Here is a 24,607-nt window from a genome sequence, read left to right as displayed (position 1 = left end):
TCAATGAGCCCGAGGTCGGCGCGGTTCCGCCCTAGCGGGGGATGAGCCTTGTGATGCCGGTCGCGCCGGCCCGCGCCAGTGCCGGATCGAGCGTCATCGGGATGTACTCCCCCCGCCGCCAGAGTTCTCCCAGGTCGTCGTAATGGCGGCTGAGCGGATGCCCCGACTGGCCCGTTGCGGTGATGAAGACCGACGAGTCGGGGTCCGCGAAATCGTAGACGCCGCGATAGCCCGCACCGTGCACGCTGGAAAACGGGTCCGGCCCGGTCCCGGCGGTCCGACCGCGGCGCAGGGTGAAATCCCCGCCCGATGTGCTCTGCCGGATATTGACGAACCACTTCAGGATCGGCGCATCCCCGAGGACGGGATGGTCGTGATGCGCTTCGTGGGCATCGCCCCAGCGCAGGGATTCGAGCGAGCCGCCCCATGTCTCCTCGATCTCGATCAATGCCTCGTCGAGGGCGATCCGGGCGATGTCCGTACAGGTTTCGGTGAAGGAGCTCTGGCGAATGTCGCACCAGCGCGCGGCGCCTCCGGTATTGCGGAACACCCGTTCGAGGAAAACCGGATCGGGATGGTCCCACGCTGCGGCCAGCGGACCGAGATCGTCCACGATCAGCTTGTCCTGCAGCCGCTTCATCCACGCGGCATAGATCAGCGGCTCCGGCAGGTGCTCGTTCATCTCGCCGTTCCAGTTGGCCAGCATCTCGAGCGCGACCTGACGCTGCCGCTCCGCCGTGCCATCGGGCGCCGCCTCCCCCTGATACCAGAGGTCCCTCGCAACGAGCGGCAGGAGTAGGCGCGCTGTCGGGCTCACGGTGTCGAGCTGCGCGGCGATGAAGCTCTCGCGGGTATGAACGTCCCGCTCACCCATCAGGCGGGTGAGGCGCTGGATACGCTGGGTGTCGCCCCAGACGTAGGAGACGTGGTTCGGGAATGGGCGATCCACCGTCTTGTTGTTGGTGTTGCCGAGGACACCGCCCTCCGGGTCGGCCTGGCCGGGATTGTCGTCATAGGGCATGCGCCCCTGCCAGCGGTTCTCCTCCTTCCAGCCGAGGGACGGCATCCGGCCCTGACTTTCATGCGCGGGATCGCGGGCCGGAACGACCCCGAAGGTGCGGAAGGCGATGCGCTCGCGGTCCACCAGCGTCACGTTCTGGGCCGGGGCGATGAACTCCTCCCCCGCCGCGATGGCCGCGTCCACGTCCCGCGCCCGCATCAGGCGCATGCCGGCGTTGGCGGTCGTGTCGTCCGGGCTGAGCGCGGTCCAGGCGAGGGCGGCGACATGGCCCGGCGGCGTGACGGAGCCGAGGTCCCAATGGGAGCCGGGGATCACGGGGCCGTTCTCGGTCCACCGCAGCGTGATCGTGACCGGCGGGGCATCCTTCACGCGGATGATCGACCGTTCGGTGCGGAACGGCTGCCAGCCGCGGGGGGTACGGTACTCGGAGGCATCCCCGGGGTTCAGTTCCTCCATGTAGAGGTCCTGATCGTCGACATAGGCCGAGGTCATGCCCCAGCCGAGGTTGGCGGACCGGCCGAGCATGACGAAGGGCATGCCGGGAATCGTGCCGCCGATGACGCCGCCTGTCGAAAGGTCGAGCCGTGCAAGGTACCAGATGGAGGGTGCGGTGAACTCGAGGTGCGGATCGTTCGCGAGAAGCGTGCCGCCCGCCGCCGAGCGGGACGGCGCCGCGGCCCAGGCGTTGGACGCGCCCTCCTCACCGATCTTCGGAACCGGGCTCATGAAGGGCGCCTGCGAAGGCGCGCCGAGCGCCGACGCCACGTCCAGCCCGTCCATGATCTCTGCGTAGGCAAGCTCGATCCGTGCCGTCCCCGGATCCCGCGGCATCAGGTCCTGCAGGAATTCGGGCTCGAGCGCGAGGGAGGCTCGGGCGCGCAGGACCTCGTGCTGCGCCTGCGCCGAGAGCTGAAGCCCCATCAGCTTGATCACCGCGAGGCTGTCCGCCGGGCGCCAGGGCGCGATCTCCGGCGCGAACAGGAAGAACTCGGGCGCGCCGCGGCCGAGCGCCTGCGCGTTGACTTGCGCCAACCACGCATTGACCCCGTCCGCGTAGGCTTCGAGCGCGGCTTTGGTCTCCGCGTCCTGGTCGGGAACGCTGGCCTCAGCCGCACCGTAGAGATCGAGACGCCTCAGAAGCTCGTCCGTCTTCACCGTCCGCGCCCCGAAAAGCTCGGACAGCCGTCCCTGCGCTGTGCGGCGCAGCAGCATCATCTGCCAGAGGCGATCCTGCGCGTGAGCGAAGCCCAGACCGTAGAAGACGTCCTCGTTCGCGGCGGCGAAGATATGGGGCACGTTCGCGGTATCGCGCACGATCTCCACCTCGCCGGCCACGCCGTTCACCCGCCAGTCCGCCGAGTAGTCCGGCAGCGAGCGGGAGGCGAAGTAGTAGACGAGGCCAAGCGCGATGGCCCCGAGCGCCATGACGACGAGGAGGATCCGCAGTGACCAGCGGAAGATGCGTTCCATGTTCGTCCCTTCGCTTGAAGGCTCCGGGATCTGCTCGCCCGATTGCCGCGCGCCGGAACATTATGCGATGGCGCGCGAAGGTAAAAGCGCGCTGCCTGCCGCGTCGGTCGTGGCCGCCGCGCACAAGATCGGTCGGATGTTCGGCGATGGCGCGCGGGAACCTTTTCTTCCCCTGCGGCATGTGACCATCAAGGCGCGCCGCACGTTCACACAAGGATGCATCTGCGATGATCCCGACCCCGCCCAAGGCGATCCTCTTCGGATCCGTCGGCACATTGGCCGAGATGTCGGAGGTGCATCGCCGTGCTTACAACACGGCATTCGCAGCCGCCGGACTGGACTGGAACTGGACGCCGGAGATCTACGCCCGGCTCCAGGCTCATGCCGAGGGCGCCGAACGGATCGCGAGGTTCGCGCGGGAGCGAGGCGAAACGGTCGAGCCGATCCTGCTCTATCGCGAGCAGAACCGTGCCTACATGCGGATGATGCGCTCCCTCGGAGTGCCGCTCCGGCCCGGCGTCGCCGCGCTGATCGCGGCGGCGAAGGCGGACGGGCGAGCCGTCGCACTCGTGACCACCGCGCCGCGATCCGGGGTCGATGCGCTCCTGTCCTGCACGCATCCGCCCGTGACGGCGGAAGATTTCACCTGCATCGTCACGGCCGAACTCGTGACGCGAGGCAAGCCGGACCCCGAATGCTACTTCACGGCGCTGAAGACGCTGGGTCTCGCGCCCGGCGAAGTCGTCGCCGTCGAAGACAGCCCCTGCGCCGCCGCCGCCGCGATCGCCGCGGGCATCAAGACGTTCGGATTTCCCGGCCGGTACCACACGGCGAGCCTTTTTTCCGGGGCGCAGGCCGTCGTCGCCGAGCTGGACCCGGCGCATTTCGGTCTCTCCCGCGCGGGACTGCGCGATACCGCCTGACGGCTCAGAGCCCGAAGACGGCGATCTCGGGCAGGTCCGTCAGCCCGGCCCCGATGAGCCGCATGGCGGGAAGAGAAATCCGGGAGCCGGAGCCGGACGCACCGCCGGAGGGTCGAAGCTCGACCTTCACGCTTTCGCCCTGGTACTCGATCCGGCCCTGACGGACCTCGGGCACCAGCGGCGTTTCCAGCCAGAAACCGGGCTCCGTCGGATCGCCGAGGGACGCGATCGTGGTTCCGAGGTCGGACGCTCCGCTCTCCTCGGGCTCCGGGGGGGCCTTGGCGGCGGCGCGCTCTTCCGCGGAGGTCGTATCGAACTCATCGACCGTGGTTGCGCGGGCGGGCGGCGGCGCGGAGGCGGTCCCTGCGCCCGTACCGGTCCCCTGCTCTTCGCTCGCCGCCGGCTGGTCCGGCGCGGCGGCACTGACGGGCGTTTCCCGTGCACACCCGGCGGTGATGGCAGTGGCGGCGAGGAACGCGAGTATCAGCGTTTTCTGCATTGGTCCGGCTCTCCCGCGGCACATGTCTCTGGCGTTCCGTCCTAGCGGCTCGACCGTGATCGGGCAACAGTTCGCACCGCCCCGCCTTGCGGCCCCGCGGCCCCACCTCTACCTCTGGGACATGGATGCACCCCTCATCGATCCGTTCCAGCGCGCGATCAGCTACCTGCGCGTCTCCGTCACAGACCGCTGCGATTTCCGCTGCGTGTACTGCATGGCCGAAAACATGCAGTTCCTCCCCAAGAAGGAGTTGCTGACGCTGGAAGAGCTCGACCGGATGTCCAGCGCCTTCATCCGTCTCGGCGTGCGCAAGCTTCGGATCACCGGCGGGGAGCCGCTCGTCCGGCGCGATATCCTGACCTATTTCCTCGCCATGTCCCGCCATCTGGACAGCGGCGCTCTCGATGAGTTGACCATCACGACGAACGGCTCGCAGCTTCATCGCTTCGCAGACGACCTCGCCGCCATCGGCATACGCCGCATCAATGTCAGCCTCGACACGCTGGATGAGGAGAAGTTCGCCCGCGTCACCCGCTGGGGACGCCTGCCCCAGGTTCTGAAGGGGATCGATGCGGCGCAGAAGGCCGGCATTCGGGTCAAGATCAACACCGTCGCGCTCAAGGGCTTCAACGAGGACGAGCTCTTCGACCTGCAAGCCTGGTGCGCCGCGCGGGACATGGACCTGACCTTCATCGAAGTCATGCCGATGGGGGATCTGGGCAACGAGGATCGCGTGGGCCAGTACTGGTCCCTGAAGGATCTGCGCCGCCAGCTGGCCGAGCGCTTCACCCTCACGGACCTCGCCGAGCGCTCGGGCGGGCCGGCGCGCTACGTCAGGCTAGAGGAGTCGGGGCAGAAGATCGGCTTCATCACTCCGCTGACCCATAATTTCTGCGAAAGCTGCAACCGGGTCCGCCTCACCTGCACGGGCGAGCTGTTCATGTGCCTCGGGCAGGAAGATCAAGCAGATTTGCGACAGCCATTGCGCGCTCATCCCGGAGACGACGCGCCGCTCGAGGCGGCGATTCGTGGCGCAATTTCGCGCAAACCGAAGGGGCACGATTTCGATTATTCGCGATCGGAAGCCGGCGGGCAGATGTCACGTCACATGAGCCACACCGGCGGCTGATGGAGCGGGACTGGGTCGGGGGGAAGCTCAGTCGTCCAAGCATCTGGTACTCCGTCATACTGACAAATTTTTGTTTAACCGCGAGCGGTTAAGATACGATCCATCTCGTCGAGAAAATCTTCGACATGTCGGCGTGCATCCTCGCCGAGGCGCTGGCCGGGACGTGCCGCAGAATGCGAGCGCAGTGCATCTTCCGCGTCAGACGCCAATCGCCCGAGGTCGTCGTAATCGATGGAGGCCGCGAGGCCGCGGATGCGGTGAGCCTCTTCCTCGATGCGGGGCAGAACCTCTCCCGGCGCCTCCTCGGACCGGTCCATCAGCGCGTCTAGCCGCTCCAGCCGTGCGCCGAGGCCGGCGAGGAACGATGCGCGCACGGATTTGATCGTCTCGACCATCTCCGGGGAGAGGGTCGAGGACCTCGCGTAGTCCGTTTGATGCATGGTCACGTCATCCGGGACAGGCGCTCGGCATGCGCATCGAGCCGGGCTGCATCATCCGACGGCCGGCGGAAGGCGAAGCCCGGGATACGCCCCTCGCGGTGCCGCACATCGTCGAGCGCCGCATGGACCATCGCCATGGCGCTCGAGCCGAAGAAGATCGAGTTGGTCTGAGGCAGGCCGGTGGCGACGGTGATCTCGCAGGGGATACCGTCCTCGGTGCTGAGCTCCATCGCGTCCACCGCGCCCTGAACCGCGTCCTGCAGTTCCGGTCCGATGGCCGGGTCCCCGCGGGAGGTGACGAGCCCGTACATCCCGTTGCCCATGTAGGCCATCAGGAAGGAGGAGTTCCGGAACTGCTCCGAAATCGCCTCGGCGACGTCGGCGAGCGTGTAGTAGAGATCCGGCGCCGAGAGGGAGCCGAAAAGCCGGTCGAACTCGACGATGCGGAAGCCGATCGCGGTGGAGAGGAAGGACTGTCCGCGCGACAGCTGAAGCACGTAGTTCTCGAGAACGAGGTGATCGACCACGCCCGGCACGTCCTCGATGCTGATCGCGGTCTCGCGCTTGAAGCGGTAGGCCTCGTTCACCTTGGTCTTCAGCGTGTTGAGCGCGAAGACCTTGTCCGTCACGGCCTTTCGATCCTCGACCATGCGCTGCGCGATCCGCAGACGGGTCCCGACCTCGAGGCCGTCGAACGGCTTGGTGATGTAATCCACGGCGCCCGCGGCGAAGGCCTTGTCGATGTAGGCCCGGTCGGTCATCGCGGTGAGCATGACGATGGGCGTCGTCTTGTAGTCATCCAGCATCCGGATCATCGAGCAGAGCTCGATGCCATCCGTCTCCGGCATCTGGATGTCGAGGAGGATGCATTCGTAGGGCTGCGGAGCATTCATGATGATGTCGAAGGCTTCGCGCGCCGAGAGCGCCGTATCCACATCGGTGTAGCCCATGTGGGCCATGGAGGGGACCAGAAGGTCGAGCAGCATCTGATCGTCGTCGACCGCGAGAATTCGCATGATCGCTCCTTTGGTCTGCGCCCCGGCGGGTGATCCGGGGGCGTGAGTCGTTGCCCGGTTCGGGCCTTGCCGTCGGTTTGACCCTCCAAAAGGGACCAGATTGTGACGGCTTTCTGGTGTTTTCCGCGCTTCGGCTCCAAGCTCTCCATGGCGCCCCCGCTGAACCGAAGCGGCGCCCCGGGCGTTGCCTCGACGTCTGGATCACCCAGCGGCAAGGAGATCGTTTTCATGGCACCTCGCGCTCTCTGGAAAGGCCAGCTGCGCCTCTCCCTCGTTTCGATCCCCGTCGAGATCTTCAGCGCGACGAAGACGGGCGCGCGCGTCTCCTTCCGGCAGATCCACGAGCCGTCGGGCGAGCGGATCCGGTACCAGAAGGTCGCCAAGGGCGTGGGGCCGGTGAAATCGGATGACATCGTGAAGGGCTACGAGGTCGGCGACGAGTATGTCCTCATCGAACCCGAGGAGCTCGAGGAGATACGGCTCGAGACGAAGAGGACGCTCGAGCTGGTCCAGTTCGTGGATGCCTGCGAGATACCGCCGCTCTACTTCGACAAGCCCTACTACATCGTCGCCTCCGACGATCTCGCCGCCGATGCCTACCGCGTGGTGCGAGATGCGCTCCGGTCGGCGGACAAGGTCGGCCTCGGGCAACTGACCATGCGCGGCAAGGAATATCTCTGCGCGATAAAACCCTGCGGCGACGGGCTCTTGCTGGAAACGCTGCACTATGCGGACGAGATCCGGAACGCCGATCCGCTGTTCTCCGGCATGGAGGATGCCGAAAGCGACGAGGAGCTTCTCGATGTCGCCACGACCCTCATCGAGAAGAAGACCAAACCGTTCCATGCCGAGGCCTTCGAGGACAGCTACGACGAGGCGCTTCGCAAGCTTCTCGATGCCAAGGTCAGGAACAAGAAGACGCCGCGAGCCTCCGCCGACAAGGACGAGGATAGCGACGGAGACAACGTCGTCGATCTGATGAGCGCGCTGAAGCAGAGCCTGAAGGAAGAAGGCGGCGGCTCTTCCTCCCGGCGCAAGGCGTCCGGGTCGAAATCCTCATCCTCCAAACCGTCTTCCTCGGGTTCCGGCCGAGGCAAATCGAAGACCGCATCCTCCCGGAAAAAGGCCTCATGACAGGCGATGCAGACCGTCTGAAGCGCTACAACGAAAAGCGCGACTTTGCCCGTACGAGCGAGCCGAAGGGTGAGGCCGGCCGTTCGGGCGCGAGACTGAAGTTCTACGTCCAGAAGCACGCCGCAACCCGCCTGCACTGGGATTTTCGCCTCGAATGGGACGGCGCCCTGCTCTCCTGGGCGGTGACTAAGGGGCCGTCGGACGATCCGGGCGAGAAGCGTCTCGCGGTGCGCACCGAGGATCATCCGCTGTCCTACGGCACCTTCGAGGGCACGATCCCGAAGAAGGAATACGGCGGCGGCACCGTCATGCTCTGGGATCGGGGCGACTGGGAGCCGCTGCACGATCCGGCCGAGGGCCTCGAGAGCGGAAAGCTCCACTTCCGCCTCGGCGGTGAGCGGATGGAGGGCGGATGGGCGCTGGTCCGCATGCGCGGGAAAAAGGGCGAGACGCGGGAGAACTGGCTGCTGATCAAGGAGAAGGACGATCTCGCCGGCGATGACGGCGATCGCCTGACGCGGGACTTCACCACAAGCGTGAAGACGAGCCGCGGGATGGACGAGATCGCGGAAGGCCGCAATGCCCCGAACGGGCCCGGTACGGCTGCCCCGAAATCCGCCCAGCGCGGCAAGCGCCCCGCCTTCGAGGGTCTGCAGCTCGCCACGCTGGTGGAGGAGGCCCCGGAGGGCGACGATTGGTGGCACGAGACCAAGTTCGATGGCTATCGCTGCCTGATCGCGCTCGGCAAGGGCGGGCCGGTCTTCTACACCCGCTCCGGCAAGGACTGGTCGGACAGGTTCGCGGACCTCGAGGAAGCCGCCGCCGCCCTGCCCTGCAAGTCCGCCCTGATCGACGGCGAAGTGATGGCCGCCCGGATCGACGGCTCCCCCTTCTCTTCTCTTCAGGCCGCACTTTCGGAAGGCGGCCCACTTGTCTTTCATGCATTCGACTGTCTCGCGAAGGACGGAACGGATCTGCGCGGAAAACCCCTGACGGAGCGCCGCGCGGCGTTGGAGGCGCTGCTCGCGGACGAGCCTAAGACCGGCAAGATCCGCCTGACGGAAATCATCACGGGCGACGGCGGCGAGGTCTTCGCGGCTGCCTGCGAGGAGGGCGCCGAGGGGGTCATCAGCAAGCGGACGAATGCTCCTTACCGCGCCGCTCGGTCCAAGGCCTGGGTCAAGGTCAAATGCACGAAACGACAGGAATTCGTCATCGGCGGGCTCTCCCCGTCCGACAAAGCCGGCCGCCCGTTCTCCTCCCTGCTTCTCGGTGAGTTCCGGGACAGGGCGCTGATCTATCGCGGCCGCGTCGGAACCGGTTTCAAGGCCCGGGATTTCGAGGCCATCGGAAAGGCCGCGAGACCTCGCAAGACGTCCCCCTTCGAGGATGTCCCCAAGGGGATGGCCAGGGGCGCGATCTGGGTCACGCCCGACATGATCGCCGAGGTCGATTTCACGGAACTGACGCGGGACGGGCATATCCGGCACGGCGCCTTTCTCGGCCTGAGGTCGGACAAGGACGCAGCGGAGGTGCGAATGGATCACGAGACCGCGGAGGAAAATGCCGTCGTTGCCGGTATCGCCATCACCCATCCCGGACGGCAGCTGTTTTCTGGAACTGGTATCACCAAGCTCGACTTCGCGCGCTACTACGAGATGGCCGGCGAACGGATGGTGGAGGCGGCCGGAGACCGGCCTCTCTCCCTCCTGCGCTGCCCATCGGGCCCGGAAGAGGCCTGCTTCTTCCAGAAGCATCCGGGCAAGGGGTGGCCCGAAGACATGCCCCGCGTGGAGATCGAGGAGAAGGACGGCATGGAGGATTACCTCTACGCCACCCGGCCCTCGCATTTCGTCGCGTCCGCGCAGATGGGCGCGATCGAGTTCCATATCTGGGGCGCCAGACGGGACAGGCTGGATCGGCCGGACCGCGTCGTCTTCGACCTCGACCCCGACGGGGGCCTCGACTTCGCCGATGTGAAACACGCGGCCTTCGACGTGAAGGACCGGCTGGAGGATCTGGGGATCGCCGCGTCCGCCATGGTGACGGGCGGCAAGGGCGTCCATGTCTGGGCGCCGCTTCGTCGGACACGCAGCTGGGAGACGGTGAAACTCTTCAGCAAAACGGTCGCACACGTGATGCAACAGGACGCTCCGGACCGCTACGTGGCCACGATGTCCAAGGCCAAGCGGAAGGGGAAGATCTTCATCGACTGGCTGCGCAACGAACGCGGCAGTACGGCCATCACCCCCTATTCCGTCCGTGCCCGCCCCGGGGGGCCGGTCGCGCGGCCGGTCACGTGGGACGAGCTGGACACGCTGGGCTCGGCGAACGCCTTCACGCTGGATGCCGCGGAGAGCTGGTGGCCCAAGACCTGCCCCTACCTTGCCGCTCAGGACGCGCTTCAGTCCATTACCGACAGGACCATCGAAGCGCTGGAGAAGATGACGTCCTGACGCGACGCTAGGGTGCGTTGCATCCCGCGCCCGGCCCTCATCCTCCTGCTCGCGTCCAGCGCGGACCCGAGCCTGTGTCAGGCACGTGGGCGCGGAGGTCGGCGGGACGACGTTATTGGCGGGACGGCAGAGACCGTCGCGGCGGGCTACGCCGGTCGCGGCCGACGCCCGGATGCCTGCCAGCAGCAGCGGAAACGCGCGGCGGGAGCTTGGGTTTCCGCGCCTGCGAGACCGCCGGGGTATGGCAAGTCTTCCCGTCCGAAGAGATCCGCCCGCCGTACAGCGCGTCGGAGTTGAACTGGCGGCGTCCCGGCTGATCCCGAGCCCCGATGCTCCCAAACGCACATGATCGCCGAGCGGCGCCCTTCCATGTTCTTCGACCCAGCCCCCGACCCAGGTCGCCTCCGCCGTTCTCCGACCGTTGCCGCGGGTTCCGTCGCGCCAGAGGCCTGCCGCCGGACGCCGAACGCCGAACGCCGAACGCCGAACGCCGCCGAGTACTCTCTCATCGGCGCATTCGCCACCTTCTCGCCAATGCCCGTCACCCCTCTTCCTCGGCGAAGGTACATCGTCCGCGCCCGGCATGCTTGGAGGCGTAGAGGGCGGCATCTGCCCGGGAGAGAAGCGACGCGGGGTCCGCGTCCGTCCCCCGAGACACCGCAACGCCGATGGAGGCCGACACGTGGCAGGTGACCCCACCAGCCATGATCGGCTCCTCGATACGGGCGATCAGGGTTTCGCCGAGAGCCGAGAGCCGGCCCGGATCGACGGTGCCCGGCAGGAGCAGGCAGAACTCGTCACCGCCGAGGCGCGCCGCGATGTCGCCCGTCCGGATCTGCCCCGAGAGTATCGCGGCGACCCTCAGCAGCACATCGTCGCCGGCGGCATGGCCGTGGGTGTCGTTCACCGCCTTGAAATGGTCGAGGTCCATCTGGAAGACCGCGAAGGGCCGGCCACCGGCGACCAGAGCCTGCAATGCGCTGTCAAACGCGCGGCGGTTCCGAAGCCCGGTCAGGGCGTCGGTCGCTGCCTTCTCCTCGGCAGCCTGCTGCGCGCCGTAGATCTGCGCGGTCAGGCGCTCCGAGTCGCTCATCACCGCGTGTTTCGCCTCGACGAGGTAGAGCATCTCGATGGCAAGATCGGTCTCGGCGAAGTCCCCGGCGCTCAGGTCATACTGCCGGACCGCATCCACGATCGAGATCCCGAAGGAGAGATTCACAAGCGCGCCGCCGCCCTCGGGCAGAGGAACCGCGGTCGCCTTGAAGGCCGTGCGGGGAAACTCGCGGAAGCCGAGACGCAGGCGCCCCTCCCCGGCGACAAGATCGGAGACGCTGCACGCCCCAGCCGGTCTGCGCAGGTCGAAGGCCTCGAAGAGGTTCTGCCCCGCGAGCCCGGCACGCAGCCGCGTCATCGTTCGCCCCGCTTGTTCAATCGTGCCATCCGCACCCACGACGAGGTGCATCGGCATCAGCCGCTCGAGCGCTTCGGGCGCAAGGCCAAGCGGCGGCGCGGAACGCGCCTTTCGGAGGTCGCTCTGCCCGGACGCCGTCATTCGCCGCGCTCCGGACCCACGAGCGAGAACGCCCTTGCCTCGGCGAAGGTGGTATCGATCAAGGTCAGCCCGAGATGGAAACTGCCGGCACCGAACGCACCGTCTTCCGGTTCCTCCGGCGGCGGATCGAGAAGCGCGAGCGTCCCGTAATCGTCCGCCAGGGCGCGCAGGATGCCGCACAGAACGTAACCGTAACCGCCATGCGGCGCGTCGATCGCGATCGTGTAACGCCCGTCGCGGCCCTGACCGAGGCGTATCGTCGGCAGTTGAAGGCCGGAGACGGCCAGGCGGGCGCGGCCCGGAAGATCCTCGAGGGAATGCAGGAAATCGGGGAACGTCTCGCCGCCGAAGCGCAGGAGGCGGCGGATCGGCGCGGTCCCCCGACCGGCGACGAGCCACGTCCCCAGATCCTCCAGCACCACGGGAGCCGGCTTTTCGAGGACGCGGGATGTTGCCTCGAGAAGGCGGTGCGTCACCGGCGTGTTGCGGACCATGAGCGGCATGAAGGGCTGGTTGGGATCAATGTCCGCCTCCCGTGCCACGCGGCGCCATGCATCCGGTCCCGCCGTATCGACGGCGAACCCCTGGATCGCCCTGTTGATCAGACCGTGCATCCGCCTCGAATCCCGTCTCTGCCCCCACTGCACGTTAGGGCCCAATCCCTAACGAGAGGCAAATACGCGCTTTCGCCCTTCCCGCGCGCATGCCAAGGACACGCGATGGAGCCCTGGATCCTCGCCACATTCGCCGCAGCCCTCTTCCAGACGGTGCGCTTCGCACTGCAGAAGCGGCTGAACATGGGCGGCCTGTCCTCTGCCGGCGCCACGTGGGCCCGCTTCCTCTGGGCGGCGCCTTTCCTCGTCCTCGGCCTCGGCGCCGCGCTTGTCGCAGGACAGGAGATGCCGGCCGCCGCGCCCTCCTTCTGGCTCTTCGCCCTCGGCGGTGCGGTTGGGCAGATCGCGGCAACGATCTGGGTGGTGAGCCTCTTCCGCCTCAGGCATTTCGCGGTGGGGATCACGCTGAAGAAATCCGAGATCCTGATGACGGCGGCCATGGGCTGGGCCATCCTCGGCGACACGCTCCCGCTCCTCGCGGTGCTGGCGATCCTCATCGGCGCATGCGGTCTCGTGGTCCTGTCCCTCCCTGAACGCGGCCTGCGCCCGGACGGGCGGGCGCTGATGCTGGGCCTCGCCTCCGGAGCGGCCTTCGCGGTGGCGGGCGTGTCGTATCGCGGGGCGACGCTGGCGCTCATGGACGGTTCGGTGGCCCTCCGCGCCGGGGTCGCGCTGACCATCGTCGTCGTGATGCAGACCGCGATCATGGCCGCGTGGTTCGCCCTCAGCGACAGGCCGCAGATCGTCGCCGTGCTGCGCGCATGGCGGCCGGGACTGCTCGTCGGACTGACATCGCTCGCGGGAAGCTATTGCTGGTTCGCGGCCTTCGCGCAGATGAATGCCGCCGTGGTGCAGGCGGTCGGACAGGTCGAGCTGCTATTCGGGATCGCGGGCGGCGTTCTCTTCTTCGAAGAACGGATCACCCTGCGCGAGGGCACGGGAATCGCTGCGCTCGGCGCGTCCATCCTGGCGCTGATCGTGCTGACCTGACGGGATCAGCCGAGGCGGCTCGACCGGGTCAGGCGCGCTTCGCAGGCAACGAGGCGCGGCGGAAGGTCTGGGCTCTCGAAGCGATCGGCGAGCTCGCCCAGCGCGAGGCGGGTTATGAAGGGCGGATCGTCGGCGAGGGCCGCCTCCATCGGCACCCAGGCAAGGCTCGAGAGCTCCCCGTCCCCCGCGTGTCCCGCCTCGATGAGCGCCGCGGCCGGCGCGCTGAAGATCCGCGCGTCGAAACGGCGGGGCCGGTCCGGCGGCGTGACCGCGCGCAAGACGAGACGAAGCGCGGAGGCGTCGGGGAGGTAGCCCGCTCTAGCGAAGCCGCGCCAGCCTGCGGGCGGATCCTTCCACGCCCCGGCCGCGCCGAGAATGAGGCCCGTCTCCTCCCACGTCTCCCGGATCGCGGCGACGAGGAGCGCCCGCGGCGCAAGCCCGGAGCGCAATCCGAGCCGGTGCAGCTCGCGCTCCGGCGGCATCGCGGCCAGCGGAATCTCCTCATCGGCGTCTTCGACAGCGCCCCCGGGAAAGACCATGCGGCCCGGAAGGAAGGCCGCGCGCCCGCCTCGCCGGCCCATCAGCACCTCCGGCCCGGACGCGGCCTCGCGATGGAAGATCACCGTCGCCGCGGGGCGGACCGGGATATGCGATGCCTCAGTCAGTGGCCGGCTCACCCTGCCCGAAGCCATGCATCCTGCGGGACCACTGAAGGCCGACGAACGCCCCCTTGATCCTCGGCAGGAGCCAGAGCGACAGCACGATGACGCCGGCCGACAGCGTCAGCGCCATCGTCAGCGGACTGGGCCGCAGGTGGACCCAGACGAGATGGATCACGACACCGAGGATGTGCCCCACGAGGAGGATGGTGACGTAGGCCGGGCCGTCATCGGCGCGCTGGTGGGACAGATCCTCCCCGCAGACGGGACAGGCCGGCCGCACCTTGAGGTACTTGAAAAGGATCTTCCCCTCGCCGCAATTGGGGCAGCGCTGGCGGAAGCCGCGCAGGACGGACTGGCCGAGGGGACGGTCGTCCTCGTCCCGTACAGGCGCGGCCGGGCGCTGTTCTGTGCCGTGTTCGAGATCCATGGCGGTGGCTCCTTCGGTGCTGCTCGCAAAACCATACATAGGGAAGATCGGGCCTCATGGCGACCGGTGCATCGGTCGCAGGGTTTCGGGACCGCCGGCGCGGGCGGCTGGCATCTGACGAAACCGTGACGACGGAATGCGGCGCGTGCTGCGTGGAACCCTTTGAAGCGCCGGGCGGTGGCGTCCCCCACGGGACCAAAGCGGACCGGGGCTTCGAAGCGAACGACATATTCCCCCAGAGGACCTGTTCCAAGATGACACGGATGACCCTGATCGCCTCCCTGATCGCCGCCGGCCTCGCCCCGGCGGCCTTCGCCCAGAACGCCGGCCCCGAGCGCGCCGACCGCCCGGCCTTTGCCGATCTCGATGCCGATGGCGACGGCGAACTCTCCCTCGAGGAGCTCTCGAGCCGGGCCCGCGCCCGTGCTGCCGCGATGTTCGACGCCGCCGATAGGGACGGCGACGGCGAGATCAGCCTCGAGGACATGCGCGCCGCGGCGGAACGCCGGGAGGCCGAGCGCTTCGAACGGCGCGTGGGCCGGATGTTCGGCAAGCTCGATACGGACGGGGACGGCGCGGTGACGCGTCAGGACGCCCTGGACGCGGCGGAGCGAGCGGAGATGCATGGGCATCGCGGCGGGCCCGACATGCGCGGCGCGCATCCCGGCAAGCGGGAGCACGCTGAGGATGGCGGTAGGCCGCATCGCGGCACTTGGCGCGGCGGGGCGGAGAGAGGCGGCATGGCCCGCGCCATGATCCGCCTTGGCGATACGGACGGCAACGGATCGCTGAGCCAGGCCGAGTTCGACGCGCTCAGGGCACTGCGTCCGGGGCCCGCCGGGCAGGACTCCGAGTGACGCGGCCCCGCGACTGAGCACATCCCGCGCGGCGGGGCCGGCGCGGATCTCCGCCCGGCCCCGCCCTGACCGCCCCGCCCGCCATTGCCGGGCGACGAACCGGCAGGATACCAAAGCCGAAGGATGGACATGCCGCTCGACTTTATCGAGGAGAGGTCCGACGAGGACCTTCTCGCGCTCTATGCCGGCGGAGACCGCACGGCGGCCCGCGCGCTGACGCTGCGCCTCGCCCCGCGCATCCATGCGCTGGCGAGCCGGATGCTCGGCGATGGCGCTGAGGCGGAGGACGTCACGCAGGAGGCGATGCTGCGGCTGTGGAAGATCGCGCCCGACTGGCGCCCGGGGGAGGCGCAGGTCTCGACATGGCTCTGGCGGGTCGCGTCGAACCTCTGCACCGACCGCCTGCGCCGACGTCGCTCGGTCGGCTGGGACATCGCGTTCCCGGAGGGAACCGAGCCCGCCGCGGACGCCCCTAGCGTCGAGACGGGCCTCCAGCACCGCGCCCGCGCTGCCGCGCTCCGGGCCGCGCTGGCGAACCTGCCCGAGCGGCAATGCACCGCCATCACCCTTCGCCACCTGGAGGGGTTGCCCAACCCCGAGATCGCGGATGTGATGGGTCTTGGCGTCGAGGCGGTGGAAAGCCTGATCGCGCGCGGCAAGCGCGGCCTGTCCGCGATCCTCAAGGGGCGTCGCGACGAACTGGGGTTCGAGGAATGAACACGAGGAACAAGACAACGGGGACCGAACCGGACGCGCCGCAGGATGTCGAGCTGGACGCCCTCTTCGTGGCGGCGCGGCAGCAAGGGGCCGCGCCCTCGACCGCCCTGATGGGCCGCATCCTCGCCGATGCCTACGACGTCGCCGAAGCGCGGGAGATCGACCCCGGGGACGCACCGGCGCCATCGCTCCCGGCCCGCGGGCGCATCAGGCGCGCGCTCGCCGCCCTCGGCGGCTGGCCTGCCGTCGCGACCCTCGGCGCGGCGACGCTGGCGGGTCTCTGGATCGGCTACGCTCCGCCTTTCGCCATGTCCCTGCCGGGCGTGACCGGCGGCGAGGAGACCACCCTTGCGTGGGCGATGCCCGATATCTCCCCCCTTCTGACCGAGGATGCCGCCGTCGATGGCTGATACGCCCGCCCCGCCCCGCCGCGCGCCGATCTGGCTGCGTGGCCTTCTCGTCCTGTCGCTGGCCCTGAACCTGCTCGTCGGCGGAATCGTCATCGGTGCGGCCCTGAAGGACCGGCACCATCCTGCGCGCGTCGAGGGCGAACTGGGCCTCGGCCCCTATCTGTCCGCCTTCGGCCAGCGGGATCGGGAGGCGCTGCGCGGCGCGGCGGCGGAGGGCCGTGACGCCTTCCGGACGGATCGCCGGGAAATGCGCGCAACCTTCGCCGAGACGATCGAGGCGCTCCGCGCGGATCCGTTCGACCCCGCCCGGCTGGAAAGCCTGCTCGCCCGGCAGGGGGAGATCGTCGACCGGGGCCGGAGGCGCGGCCACGCGATCATGATCGAGCGCCTCTTGATGATGGACGCCGCCAATCGCGCGGCGTTTGCGGACCGGTTGCAACAGGCGATCCGCCGCGGACCAGGACGGCGCGGCCCTCCGCCAAGGGAGCGGAACTGACAGCCTGCACCGGCCGGCACCCGGTCCCCGAAAACCATTTCGTCGCAACGCCCTGCGCCGAACGATCGAGAAGGATCCGGCTGCCGCTCGCGCCCCCCCTCATCCAGCGGGCACCACGTCCTCCCCTCTCGAGCCCTTGATGCTTGCGCAGGATCGTATGACCCGGTTGCGGCCCGCGGTCTTGGCGGCGTAGAGCGCCCGGTCCGCATCCGCGAGAATGTCCGCCGAACTGCGGCCAGCCTCCCCGCAGAACGTCGTCAGGCCGATCGAGATCGTCTGTCTCAGGGAATGCGCCTCGCGCTTCATCGTGCTCCCCGCCGGCGTCGACGCCAAGGCGACGGGGCGGCTGCTTGCCGCCCGCCGCAAACGTTCCGCCATGGCGAGCGTTTCCGCCAGGTCCGTCTCGGAAAGGATCACCAGGAACTCCTCACCGCCGATCCGTCCGATCAGGTCGCCCGTCCGGCAGACGCGGAACAGGCGGCTGGCGATCTCTGACAGGACGATGTCCCCCGCCGCATGGCCGAACGTGTCGTTGACGGCCTTGAAGTTGTCGAGGTCGACCACGAGGACGCCGCAGCAGGATTTGGTCCTGGCCGCATTCTGCAAGGTGTCGGCCAGCACGGCGAGGACGGCCCGGCGGTTGGCAAGACCCGTGAGGGGGTCGAGGACGGCAGCCTCGAGTCCGTCGCGCATCGCGCGGCGGCGACGGTCGGCACCCCGCTTCCGGGCAATCTGCCGGGACAGGAGGATGGCGCAGGTCTCGAAATCCACCGGCAGGCCGATCACGTCCCAGGCTCCGATATCGAGGGCGTAGGCGGCGATCTCGGGATCGGACGTGGCGACGATGATCCCGCATTGCCGCGTCGCCTCGTTGGAGCGCAGATCGTTCACGAGGCCGAGCACCTCGCCCGGCATCGCATCGCGCCGCGACAGGACGAGGAAGAGGTCCGGCGGGGTCCGGGCTTCGGCGTCGCGGCCGCGCGGCCTGCCCCGTCGCTCCTCCCAGGCGTCGAGCGCATCGGTCCGGTCCATGATCTCGATCGCGTGGTGGCAGAAGCGCGCGAGGCGCCCGCGCCAGAGAATCGCCTCGCCGCGATCCGCAGCGACGATCACCACCCGCCCCGGCCGTTCGAAGGTTTGGGCGGCTTCTGCCGGCCCCGTGCCGAACCAGGTCTGCGCCGATGCACTCGTCGCGAAGGATTCCGGGCCGAGTACGGCGTCCGGCGTCATGTCTTGCGCCTCCGCCGCCACGCGCCGCAGATTGCGGATCCGCGCCAGCAGCAGTGTGGCATCGACGGGTACGCTCATCACGTCCTCCGCCCCGGCGTGAAGTGCCCCCCGGCGGATCGCCGGCGCGTCGTTGGAAGTGCCCTCCTCCCCCATCCGCAAGATGGCGATGATCGGCACGTGCGCGAGCAACGGGTCCGTCTTCATGCGGCGGCAGAGGCTCACACCCAGCCTGTCGTCCCCCACGGACAGAAGAACGATTTGCGGACGCGTCCGCCGCGCCTCCCGAAACCCGTTGCACAGCGTCGCCTGAACGAAATCATGACAACTCTCACCAAGCTGCGCCTTGAGGGCGATACGGTTGGTTGCGAGATCATCGATGATGAGAATAGGACCGGACATCTTGGTAAAAATTCACCTCGCCCTAGGGATACGTTCACTCTTGGGTAGAAATGGTTAACAAATGATGACCAGACCTCCGGGGATCGATCATGTCGCAGGATAGCGCCGAAATTCTCGCCATCAGGGCATTGGGCTGGCTGGCGCGGGAGGACGATCTGCTCGACGTCTTCCTCGGCTCGTCGGGCCTGGCGCGGGACGAGCTGGCCGAGGGCGCCGCGGATCCGGAGTTCCTCGCCTCGGTGCTGGATTTCGTCATGATGGACGATGCCTGGGTGATGCGCTTTGCCGAGGCCGAGAACGTCGCCCCCGAAACGCTGCGGCTCGCCCGGTCCGAACTGCCCGGCGGCGCCCTGCCCGAATGGACCTGACGCCGCCGGGTCGCGGGCTCGTTCAGTAGGGCAGCGGGTGGGCCCTGTGAGCCTTGCCGATCTCGGCCATCACCTCGCCCGTCAGCGTCACGTCAGCCGCGCCGAGAGCGGTCTCGAGCTGCTCTGGCGTCGTCGCGCCGATGATCGTGGAACCCATGAAGGGCCGGGTCATGCAGAAGGCCAGCGCCATCTGCGCAAGGTCCAGCCCGTGCGCCTCGGCGATGTTCGCATAGGCTTCGACCGCCGCGTGCACCCCGTCCGTCATGCGCCCGCCAAGGCCGGAATTGATCGATTGACGGCTGCCCTCAGGCACGGCGCCGCCGCGATACTTGCCGGTCAGCAGGCCGGCGGCGAGCGGCGAGTAGCACAGCAGCGGCACGTCCTCGGTGACCGAGAGTTCGGCGAGGTCCGTGTCGTAAAGGCGGCAGAGGAGCGAATACTCGTTCTGGATCGAGGCCATCCGCGGCAGGCCGTCCCGCCGGGCGATCTCCAGCCACTTGGCTGTCCCCCAGGCGGTCTCGTTCGATAGCGCGATCTCCCGCAGCTTGCCTTCCGCGCGAAGCTCGGCCGCGGTGCCGAGAACGTCCGCCATGTGCTGCTCGGTCTCGGTCCGGGAGATGCCGGTGGGATCGAAGTCCCAGTTCTGGCGGAAGTGGTAGGAGCCGCGGTTCGGCCAGTGAAGCTGGTAGAGGTCGATGCGGTCGGTCCCGAGGCGCCGAAGCGAGGCCTCGAGCGAGGAGCGCATCGTGTCGGGATGGACGCCGCGCCCGTCATGCGCGAAGCCGCCGTTCGGCCCGGCGATCTTCGTGGCAATCAGCATCTTCTCCCGCCGGCCGCCGGCGCCCGCATACCATTCGCCGATGATCTCCTCGGTGCGGCCGGTGGTGGCGTCCCGCCGCGGGGTGGTGGGGTACATCTCGGCCGCGTCCATGATGGTCACGCCGGCCTCGACCGACCGGTCGATCTGGGCATGGGCCTCGGCCGCGTCGTTCTGGCTGCCCCATGTCATGGTGCCGAGGCAGATTTCGCTGACCTCGAGGCCGCTTTCGCCGATCTTTCTCGTCTTCATCGCAGCATGTCCTTCGCAAGGGATCTCTTCTCCACCGGACTACCCGACGGAGCGCCAGCCGCAAGAGGAGCAGGCTTGAGAACGAAGTGTGAACATTTTAAACTTGGACCATGACCGAGTCGCTTCACACCCTCCTCTCCCGGACCTCTCGCAACGCGCGTCCCGCGATGACGCTCCTGCCCGGAATGGACCTCGCCCTCGGCCGGACGCACGAGATCTGCGGCCCCGCCAGGCGGACCCTCGCCGTCGCCATCGCCGGCGCCCGCCCCGGCCCGGTCATCTGGATCGTGCCGGCCTGGTATCCCGAACGTCTGAACGGCGAGGGGCTGACCCGCTGGATGGATCCCGCCCGCATCTACACCGTGACGCCGCGGCGGGAGGAGGATCTGCTGTGGTGCATGGAGGAAAGTCTGCGCTCGGGCTCCGTCCCCACCGTGGTGGCCGAGCTGCCCCGTCCGCCGGGACTGACGCCGGTGCGGCGGCTGCACCTCGCCGCGGAGACGGGGTCCGAGCGGAAGGACGATCCGGCGCACTGGCCGATGGGGCTGATCCTGACGGCGGACGGCGGCTCCGCCGGGATCGAGACGCGCTGGTCCCTGGCCTCGCGGCATTCGGAGGCGCCGAGGAAGAGCTTCGGACGCTGGCGCATCAGCCGCCTCAGGGCCCGCTCCGCACCGACGGCGGACTGGATGCTCACCGCGCGCGAGGGACCGGACCGGCGCCTGAGCCTCGTGCCGCTCCTCGACGGGCTCGCCTGAGCGCTCAGGGCAGCGCGACGGCGACCTCGTCCAGCACCGTTCCGTCCGCCCCGAGGATCAGGATGCGGCCGTCATCCGTGACCACCGCCCACCATCCGTCGCCGCGGGTCACCGCAAGGGGCGTTGCGCCCGGCGGCAGGTCCGGGCTATCGGGGAAGGCCGGCGGCGCCGAGGGGGCCGACAGGCGCAGCGCGACGAGACCGCTCACGGTGCCGACACCGAGGATCATCGTCACCAAAAGCGCCATGACGAGCCCCCTCAGCCAGCGCAGCGCGCGCAGGTCGGCCGGGTCCGGCGGCGGACCGGCCGGGAGCACCTCCCCGGCATCTGAATCGGGCGTGAGCGAAGGGCGGTTCATTGGAAGACCTCGAAGACGCGATATGGGTGACGATCGGAGCCGAGCCGCCGCGTCGGCTTGATAAGGCGCTTTCGCGGGATGTGCCAGAGAGCGCCGCGCTCAGCCGCTCGCGCCTCGCGCGGCTCATAGAGGACGGCCATGTCAGCTTGGGCGGTGCGCCCCTCACCGATCCCAGGGCCAGGGTGGCCGAGGGCGATCGTCTTCGCATCGACGTGCCGCCCCCTGCCCCGACCCACATGACGGCCGAGGACATCCCGCTCGACATCGCCTTCGAGGACGCTCACCTGATCGTGGTGAACAAGCCCGCCGGCATGGTCGTCCACCCCGCCCCCGGAACCCCCTCGGGCACCCTCGTCAACGCGCTCCTCGGCCATTGCGTCGAGACGCTCTCCGGCGTCGGCGGGTCGGCCCGTCCCGGCATCGTGCACCGGATCGACAAGGATACGTCGGGGCTTCTCGTCGTCGCCAAGTCCGACGCCGCCCATCATGGCCTCGCCGCGCAGTTCGAGGCACATACCGCCGACCGCCGCTACCTCGCGATCTGCCACGGCGCGCCGGATCCGGCCGATCCCCGTCTCGGCGGGATGTCCGCCGCGGCTTGGGAAGACGGCGGCATCCTCAGGATCGAAACGCGCCTCGGCCGTCATCCCAAGGACCGGCAGAGACAGGCCGTCCAGCAATCGGGCGGCCGCCGGGCCGTCACCCGCGCCCGTGCCCGCGAGACCTTCGGGACGCCTCCTGCCGCCGCTCTTCTGGAATGCCGCCTCGAAACCGGGCGCACCCACCAGATCCGCGTCCACCTGTCGCACCTGGGCTTTCCGCTTGCCGGGGATCCGGTCTACGGAGGTCGCCGCAGGGCCCCGCAGAAGTCCCTCGGCGCCGCGGCCGAGGCGATGGATCGCTTTGAAAGGCAGGCGCTTCACGCCGCGACCCTGGCGTTCGTTCACCCCGTGAGCGAGGAGCGGCTGTCCTTCGAGGCCCCCCTCCCGGAGGACATGACGGCGCTTCTCGAAGCCCTCCGCGCCTCGGGCTAAGCCTGACATATGCCTCATTTCGACGTGAGACTGCGACGGTAACCCTTCATTAATGCGTTGTTTCCATGTTCGATGCGGACACGGCAGAAATCCGGACCGGACGAACTTGAACTGATCGGTTTAGTTCTTATATCTGATCCAACAGGCGAGGCATGCCTTCGAACATGTGCCCGCCCGCTCGACACGGAGGGAAGGTCATGGCCAATTTTGCAAGTCTCCCGGCACCGTCGCCGGAACAGGGCCTCAACCGCTATCTGCAGGAAATCCGGAAGTTCCCGATGCTGGAGCCGGAGCAGGAATACATGCTCGCCAAGCGCTGGACCGACCATGAGGACAGCGAGGCGGCGCACCAGCTCGTCACGTCCCACCTGCGTCTCGCGGCGAAGATCGCCATGGGCTATCGCGGCTACGGCCTGCCGCAGGCAGAGGTGATCTCGGAGGCGAATGTCGGCCTGATGCAGGCCGTCAAGCGGTTCGACCCGGAGAAGGGCTTCCGCCTCGCGACCTACGCGATGTGGTGGATCCGCGCCTCCATTCAGGAGTACATCCTCCGGTCCTGGAGCCTCGTGAAGCTGGGCACGACCAGCGCCCAGAAGAAGCTGTTCTTCAACCTCCGCAAGGCCAAGGCCCGCCTTGGTGCGCTCGAAGAGGGCGATCTGCGGCCGGACAACGTCAAGCGCATCGCCACCGATCTCGGGGTCACCGAGGACGAGGTGGTCAGCATGAACCGCCGGATGTCCGGCGGGGATGCCTCGCTCAACGCGATGATCGGCAGCGACGGCGACAGCTCGACGCAGTGGCAGGACTGGCTCGAGGACGAGGAGGCCGACCAGGCCGAAGCCTACGCCGAGAATGACGAGATGAGCGTCCGGCGGGAGCTTCTGATGGAGGCGATGGAGGTGCTGAACGACCGGGAGAAGGACATTCTCACCCAGCGCCGTCTCTCCGAGCCGTCAGTGACCCTCGAAGACCTCTCCGGCGTCTACAATGTCAGCCGGGAGCGGATCCGCCAGATCGAGGTCCGCGCCTTCGAGAAGCTCCAGAACCGGATGCGCTCCCTCGCATCGGAGCGCGGCGTGGTGGCCGAACCGGCCTGATCCGGCTGTAGATTTAACCGTAAGAGCACTCGGCCGCAGATGATGCGGCCGGGTGCTCTTGCTTGGAGGGGGAATATGCGTCGGCGCGCATGTCCGGGCATGCACCGAACGAAGAGCCATCGGCGCCCACTTTTCGCCTGACGCCATGCGACGGAGAGGCGGCACCCCCGAACAGTGCCAGACCCGGGCGGCCGCCTCGCCTCGGTCCAATTCGTCGAAAGCCGGACAGGACGGGCCGGGCTATCCGCCACAGGCCTTCGTTCCACCGGAACGCCGGAGCGACACTCGGCCTCCCGATCCCGAGAGAAGCGGGCAATGCTCCCTGAGCGCGCGCGGCCTCAAACCGGGCCCCGCGCAGGCCGCGCCTCTTTCGCGCGCATCGCCAGCCCTTTTCCCCTCCTCCCCCCTCCGCTACCGTCCGCGAAGCTGGTTCACGGGAGGAAAACGCATGAGCGAACAACCGATCCGCTGGGGCATCCTCGGCGCAGCAGACTTCGCGCAGCGGCAGATGGCCCCTGCGATCCACAGCGCAAGGGGCGCCGTTCTCGCCGCGCTCGGCACCTCCTCGCCCGAGAAGGCCGCGCCGTTCCAGTCCCTGAACCCGGATCTGCGCATCCTCGACGGTTACGATGCCGTCCTGCAGGACCCGGACATCGACGCGGTCTATATCCCCCTGCCGAACGCGCTCCATGTCGAGTGGACCGAGAAGGCGCTCCGAGCGGGCAAGCACGTCCTGACCGAGAAACCCATCGCCATGAAGGCCGAGGAGATCGACCGGCTGATCGCGGTGCGGGACGAGACCGGATTGCAGGCCGCCGAGGCCTACATGATCGTGCATCACCCCCAATGGCAGCGCGTGCGGGAGATGCTGAAGGGCGGCTCGATCGGGACGCTGCGGCATGTCACGGGCTTCTTCGGCTTCAACAACGTCGATTTGTCGAACATCCGCAACCGCGCCGGTGACGGCGGTGGGATCATTCCCGATATCGGGGTCTACCTCTACGGCTCGACACGCTGGGCCACGGGGGAAGAGCCGGCCGAGATCACCGCCGCGGATCTGACATGGGAGAACGGCGTCGATGTTTCTGCCTCCGTCGCCGCCCGTTTCCCGGGATTTACCGCGAACTGGCTGACCACCATGAGGATCGACAATGCGCAACGCATGGTCTTCCTGGGCGACGCCGGCGCGATCGAGGTGCACACACCGTTCAACGCGCAGTCCTACGGCGAAGCACGGATCTCCCTGCGCCATGGCATGACGGTGACGGAAGAGCGCTTCCCGGACGCCGCCCAGTACGTGCTCCAGGTCGAGGCATTCGGCGCGGCGATCCGCGGCGAGCGGCCGTTTCCCTGGACGCTGGAGGACGCGCGGGGCACCCAGGCTGTCATCGACAGCGTCTACGCGGCGGGAAATCCGCCGAAATAGCGCCCCAGGGGAACGCAAGGCGCCTGGGCCTGTTGGGCTGCGGATTTGAGCTTCA

25 protein-coding genes are annotated in these 24,607 nt (G+C 68.2%); 14 read left to right on the top strand and 11 right to left on the bottom strand.

Translation table 11 applies throughout. The features are described 5' to 3' along the window. Nucleotides 1-31 precede the first annotated feature (31 nt). On the bottom strand, nucleotides 32-2,491 hold the full coding sequence (locus RM543_RS09270; RefSeq protein WP_311690833.1) for a penicillin acylase family protein: 2,460 nt from the start codon (nucleotides 2,489-2,491) through the stop codon (nucleotides 32-34). A gap of 227 nt (nucleotides 2,492-2,718) precedes the next feature. Here RM543_RS09270 and RM543_RS09265 point away from each other — a divergent pair, with 227 nt between their 5' ends. After that, nucleotides 2,719-3,414, top strand: coding sequence for an HAD-IA family hydrolase (locus tag RM543_RS09265; protein ID WP_311690831.1), 696 nt, complete (start codon nucleotides 2,719-2,721; stop codon nucleotides 3,412-3,414). Nucleotides 3,415-3,418: 4 nt separating this feature from the next. On the opposite strand, the gene RM543_RS09260 is transcribed toward RM543_RS09265, so the two are convergent. Next, on the bottom strand, nucleotides 3,419-3,913 hold the full coding sequence (locus tag RM543_RS09260) for a D-galactarate dehydratase (RefSeq protein WP_311690829.1): 495 nt from the start codon (nucleotides 3,911-3,913) through the stop codon (nucleotides 3,419-3,421). A 121-nt stretch (nucleotides 3,914-4,034) separates the two neighbouring features. Here RM543_RS09260 and moaA point away from each other — a divergent pair, with 121 nt between their 5' ends. Then, entirely contained in the window at nucleotides 4,035-5,042 is a 1,008-nt protein-coding gene (gene moaA, locus RM543_RS09255; protein WP_311691362.1) for a GTP 3',8-cyclase MoaA, read from the top strand. A gap of 74 nt (nucleotides 5,043-5,116) precedes the next feature. Here the strand turns inward: moaA and RM543_RS09250 are convergent, their stop codons facing one another. After that, on the bottom strand, nucleotides 5,117-5,437 hold the full coding sequence (locus RM543_RS09250; protein ID WP_311690827.1) for an Hpt domain-containing protein: 321 nt from the start codon (nucleotides 5,435-5,437) through the stop codon (nucleotides 5,117-5,119). A gap of 47 nt (nucleotides 5,438-5,484) precedes the next feature. Next, the gene (locus RM543_RS09245; RefSeq protein ID WP_311690825.1) at nucleotides 5,485-6,498 is read right to left on the bottom strand and encodes a response regulator; all 1,014 of its coding nucleotides are present in this window, start codon (nucleotides 6,496-6,498) and stop codon (nucleotides 5,485-5,487) included. A gap of 228 nt (nucleotides 6,499-6,726) precedes the next feature. On the opposite strand from RM543_RS09245, the gene ku reads away from it, so the two are divergent. Next, nucleotides 6,727-7,632 (top strand): non-homologous end joining protein Ku, encoded by a 906-nt coding sequence (gene ku, locus RM543_RS09240; protein WP_311690823.1) that lies wholly within the window; start codon nucleotides 6,727-6,729, stop codon nucleotides 7,630-7,632. Then, nucleotides 7,629-10,088: a DNA ligase D gene (ligD, locus tag RM543_RS09235; protein ID WP_311690821.1), complete on the top strand. Its 2,460-nt coding sequence runs from the start codon at nucleotides 7,629-7,631 to the stop codon at nucleotides 10,086-10,088. Before ku ends, ligD begins: the two co-directional genes overlap by 4 nt. Nucleotides 10,089-10,629: 541 nt before the next feature. Here the strand turns inward: ligD and RM543_RS09230 are convergent. Continuing rightward, nucleotides 10,630-11,640 (bottom strand): GGDEF domain-containing protein, encoded by a 1,011-nt coding sequence (locus RM543_RS09230; protein ID WP_311690819.1) that lies wholly within the window; start codon nucleotides 11,638-11,640, stop codon nucleotides 10,630-10,632. After that, nucleotides 11,637-12,254, bottom strand: coding sequence for a heme NO-binding domain-containing protein (locus RM543_RS09225; protein ID WP_311690817.1), 618 nt, complete (start codon nucleotides 12,252-12,254; stop codon nucleotides 11,637-11,639). Before RM543_RS09225 ends, RM543_RS09230 begins: the two co-directional genes overlap by 4 nt. Nucleotides 12,255-12,359: 105 nt before the next feature. On the opposite strand from RM543_RS09225, the gene RM543_RS09220 reads away from it, so the two are divergent. Next, nucleotides 12,360-13,244, top strand: coding sequence for a DMT family transporter (locus RM543_RS09220; RefSeq protein ID WP_311690815.1), 885 nt, complete (start codon nucleotides 12,360-12,362; stop codon nucleotides 13,242-13,244). A 5-nt stretch (nucleotides 13,245-13,249) separates the two neighbouring features. Here the strand turns inward: RM543_RS09220 and RM543_RS09215 are convergent, their stop codons facing one another. Beyond that, nucleotides 13,250-13,921 (bottom strand): NUDIX hydrolase, encoded by a 672-nt coding sequence (locus tag RM543_RS09215; protein ID WP_311690813.1) that lies wholly within the window; start codon nucleotides 13,919-13,921, stop codon nucleotides 13,250-13,252. Then, nucleotides 13,902-14,333, bottom strand: a complete 432-nt coding sequence (locus RM543_RS09210) for a DUF983 domain-containing protein (protein WP_311690811.1) — start codon at nucleotides 14,331-14,333, stop codon at nucleotides 13,902-13,904. Before RM543_RS09210 ends, RM543_RS09215 begins: the two co-directional genes overlap by 20 nt. A gap of 254 nt (nucleotides 14,334-14,587) precedes the next feature. Here RM543_RS09210 and RM543_RS09205 point away from each other — a divergent pair, with 254 nt between their 5' ends. The 4 genes from RM543_RS09205 (at nucleotide 14,588) to RM543_RS09190 (ending at nucleotide 16,813) form a co-directional block, all read left to right on the top strand. Further along, nucleotides 14,588-15,190, top strand: coding sequence for an EF-hand domain-containing protein (locus tag RM543_RS09205; protein WP_311690809.1), 603 nt, complete (start codon nucleotides 14,588-14,590; stop codon nucleotides 15,188-15,190). A gap of 123 nt (nucleotides 15,191-15,313) precedes the next feature. After that, on the top strand, nucleotides 15,314-15,907 hold the full coding sequence (locus RM543_RS09200) for an RNA polymerase sigma factor (protein ID WP_311690807.1): 594 nt from the start codon (nucleotides 15,314-15,316) through the stop codon (nucleotides 15,905-15,907). Beyond that, complete coding sequence (locus RM543_RS09195; RefSeq protein ID WP_311690805.1) at nucleotides 15,904-16,317, top strand: hypothetical protein; 414 nt, start codon at nucleotides 15,904-15,906, stop codon at nucleotides 16,315-16,317. Before RM543_RS09200 ends, RM543_RS09195 begins: the two co-directional genes overlap by 4 nt. Continuing rightward, nucleotides 16,310-16,813 carry a periplasmic heavy metal sensor gene (locus tag RM543_RS09190; protein ID WP_311690803.1) on the top strand — a complete coding sequence of 168 codons (504 nt, stop codon included), beginning with the start codon at nucleotides 16,310-16,312 and terminating at the stop codon, nucleotides 16,811-16,813. Before RM543_RS09195 ends, RM543_RS09190 begins: the two co-directional genes overlap by 8 nt. A 99-nt stretch (nucleotides 16,814-16,912) precedes the next feature. On the opposite strand, the gene RM543_RS09185 is transcribed toward RM543_RS09190, so the two are convergent. Continuing rightward, a complete protein-coding gene (locus tag RM543_RS09185; protein ID WP_311690801.1) occupies nucleotides 16,913-18,442 on the bottom strand; it encodes a diguanylate cyclase in 1,530 nt (509 codons plus the stop codon). Between the two features lie 89 nt (nucleotides 18,443-18,531). On the opposite strand from RM543_RS09185, the gene RM543_RS09180 reads away from it, so the two are divergent. After that, on the top strand, nucleotides 18,532-18,810 hold the full coding sequence (locus RM543_RS09180; protein WP_311690799.1) for a DUF3572 domain-containing protein: 279 nt from the start codon (nucleotides 18,532-18,534) through the stop codon (nucleotides 18,808-18,810). A gap of 22 nt (nucleotides 18,811-18,832) precedes the next feature. Here RM543_RS09180 and RM543_RS09175 read toward each other — a convergent pair whose 3' ends face one another. Further along, complete coding sequence (locus RM543_RS09175; protein WP_311690797.1) at nucleotides 18,833-19,879, bottom strand: aldo/keto reductase; 1,047 nt, start codon at nucleotides 19,877-19,879, stop codon at nucleotides 18,833-18,835. A gap of 110 nt (nucleotides 19,880-19,989) precedes the next feature. On the opposite strand from RM543_RS09175, the gene RM543_RS09170 reads away from it, so the two are divergent. Next, nucleotides 19,990-20,637, top strand: a complete 648-nt coding sequence (locus RM543_RS09170; RefSeq protein WP_311690795.1) for an ImuA family protein — start codon at nucleotides 19,990-19,992, stop codon at nucleotides 20,635-20,637. A 4-nt stretch (nucleotides 20,638-20,641) separates the two neighbouring features. Here the strand turns inward: RM543_RS09170 and RM543_RS09165 are convergent, their stop codons facing one another. Further along, entirely contained in the window at nucleotides 20,642-20,995 is a 354-nt protein-coding gene (locus RM543_RS09165) for a DUF6476 family protein (RefSeq protein WP_311690793.1), read from the bottom strand. A 20-nt stretch (nucleotides 20,996-21,015) separates the two neighbouring features. Here RM543_RS09165 and RM543_RS09160 point away from each other — a divergent pair, with 20 nt between their 5' ends. The 3 genes from RM543_RS09160 to RM543_RS09150 all read left to right on the top strand — a co-directional run bounded on the left by RM543_RS09160 (nucleotide 21,016) and on the right by RM543_RS09150 (nucleotide 24,552). Further along, the gene (locus RM543_RS09160) at nucleotides 21,016-22,029 is read left to right on the top strand and encodes an RluA family pseudouridine synthase (protein WP_311691360.1); all 1,014 of its coding nucleotides are present in this window, start codon (nucleotides 21,016-21,018) and stop codon (nucleotides 22,027-22,029) included. Nucleotides 22,030-22,226: 197 nt separating this feature from the next. After that, the gene (gene rpoH, locus RM543_RS09155; protein ID WP_311690791.1) at nucleotides 22,227-23,126 is read left to right on the top strand and encodes an RNA polymerase sigma factor RpoH; all 900 of its coding nucleotides are present in this window, start codon (nucleotides 22,227-22,229) and stop codon (nucleotides 23,124-23,126) included. Between the two features lie 448 nt (nucleotides 23,127-23,574). Next, entirely contained in the window at nucleotides 23,575-24,552 is a 978-nt protein-coding gene (locus RM543_RS09150) for a Gfo/Idh/MocA family protein (RefSeq protein WP_311690789.1), read from the top strand. The last annotated feature ends 55 nt before the right edge of the window (nucleotides 24,553-24,607 follow it).

Source organism: Tropicimonas omnivorans, from assembly GCF_031846565.1.
GTDB classification, from domain to species: Bacteria; Pseudomonadota; Alphaproteobacteria; order Rhodobacterales; family Rhodobacteraceae; genus Tropicimonas_B; species Tropicimonas_B omnivorans.
This window is presented reverse-complemented; position numbering and strand designations above follow the sequence as displayed.

Bases quoted from the DNA above. Each gene is read 5' to 3' on its own strand.
- RM543_RS09270 (WP_311690833.1), bottom strand. From the start codon at position 2,491: ATGGAACGCATCTTCCGCTGGTCACTGCGGATCCTCCTCGTCGTCATG.
- RM543_RS09265 (WP_311690831.1), top strand. From the start codon at position 2,719: ATGATCCCGACCCCGCCCAAGGCGATCCTCTTCGGATCCGTCGGCACA.
- RM543_RS09260 (WP_311690829.1), bottom strand. From the start codon at position 3,913: ATGCAGAAAACGCTGATACTCGCGTTCCTCGCCGCCACTGCCATCACC.
- moaA (WP_311691362.1), top strand. From the start codon at position 4,035: ATGGATGCACCCCTCATCGATCCGTTCCAGCGCGCGATCAGCTACCTG.
- RM543_RS09250 (WP_311690827.1), bottom strand. From the start codon at position 5,437: ATGGTCGAGACGATCAAATCCGTGCGCGCATCGTTCCTCGCCGGCCTC.
- RM543_RS09245 (WP_311690825.1), bottom strand. From the start codon at position 6,498: ATGCGAATTCTCGCGGTCGACGACGATCAGATGCTGCTCGACCTTCTG.
- ku (WP_311690823.1), top strand. From the start codon at position 6,727: ATGGCACCTCGCGCTCTCTGGAAAGGCCAGCTGCGCCTCTCCCTCGTT.
- ligD (WP_311690821.1), top strand. From the start codon at position 7,629: ATGACAGGCGATGCAGACCGTCTGAAGCGCTACAACGAAAAGCGCGAC.
- RM543_RS09230 (WP_311690819.1), bottom strand. From the start codon at position 11,640: ATGACGGCGTCCGGGCAGAGCGACCTCCGAAAGGCGCGTTCCGCGCCG.
- RM543_RS09225 (WP_311690817.1), bottom strand. From the start codon at position 12,254: ATGCACGGTCTGATCAACAGGGCGATCCAGGGGTTCGCCGTCGATACG.
- RM543_RS09220 (WP_311690815.1), top strand. From the start codon at position 12,360: ATGGAGCCCTGGATCCTCGCCACATTCGCCGCAGCCCTCTTCCAGACG.
- RM543_RS09210 (WP_311690811.1), bottom strand. From the start codon at position 14,333: ATGGATCTCGAACACGGCACAGAACAGCGCCCGGCCGCGCCTGTACGG.
- RM543_RS09205 (WP_311690809.1), top strand. From the start codon at position 14,588: ATGACACGGATGACCCTGATCGCCTCCCTGATCGCCGCCGGCCTCGCC.
- RM543_RS09200 (WP_311690807.1), top strand. From the start codon at position 15,314: ATGGACATGCCGCTCGACTTTATCGAGGAGAGGTCCGACGAGGACCTT.
- RM543_RS09195 (WP_311690805.1), top strand. From the start codon at position 15,904: ATGAACACGAGGAACAAGACAACGGGGACCGAACCGGACGCGCCGCAG.
- RM543_RS09190 (WP_311690803.1), top strand. From the start codon at position 16,310: ATGGCTGATACGCCCGCCCCGCCCCGCCGCGCGCCGATCTGGCTGCGT.
- RM543_RS09185 (WP_311690801.1), bottom strand. From the start codon at position 18,442: ATGTCCGGTCCTATTCTCATCATCGATGATCTCGCAACCAACCGTATC.
- RM543_RS09180 (WP_311690799.1), top strand. From the start codon at position 18,532: ATGTCGCAGGATAGCGCCGAAATTCTCGCCATCAGGGCATTGGGCTGG.
- RM543_RS09175 (WP_311690797.1), bottom strand. From the start codon at position 19,879: ATGAAGACGAGAAAGATCGGCGAAAGCGGCCTCGAGGTCAGCGAAATC.
- RM543_RS09170 (WP_311690795.1), top strand. From the start codon at position 19,990: ATGACCGAGTCGCTTCACACCCTCCTCTCCCGGACCTCTCGCAACGCG.
- RM543_RS09165 (WP_311690793.1), bottom strand. From the start codon at position 20,995: ATGAACCGCCCTTCGCTCACGCCCGATTCAGATGCCGGGGAGGTGCTC.
- rpoH (WP_311690791.1), top strand. From the start codon at position 22,227: ATGGCCAATTTTGCAAGTCTCCCGGCACCGTCGCCGGAACAGGGCCTC.
- RM543_RS09150 (WP_311690789.1), top strand. From the start codon at position 23,575: ATGAGCGAACAACCGATCCGCTGGGGCATCCTCGGCGCAGCAGACTTC.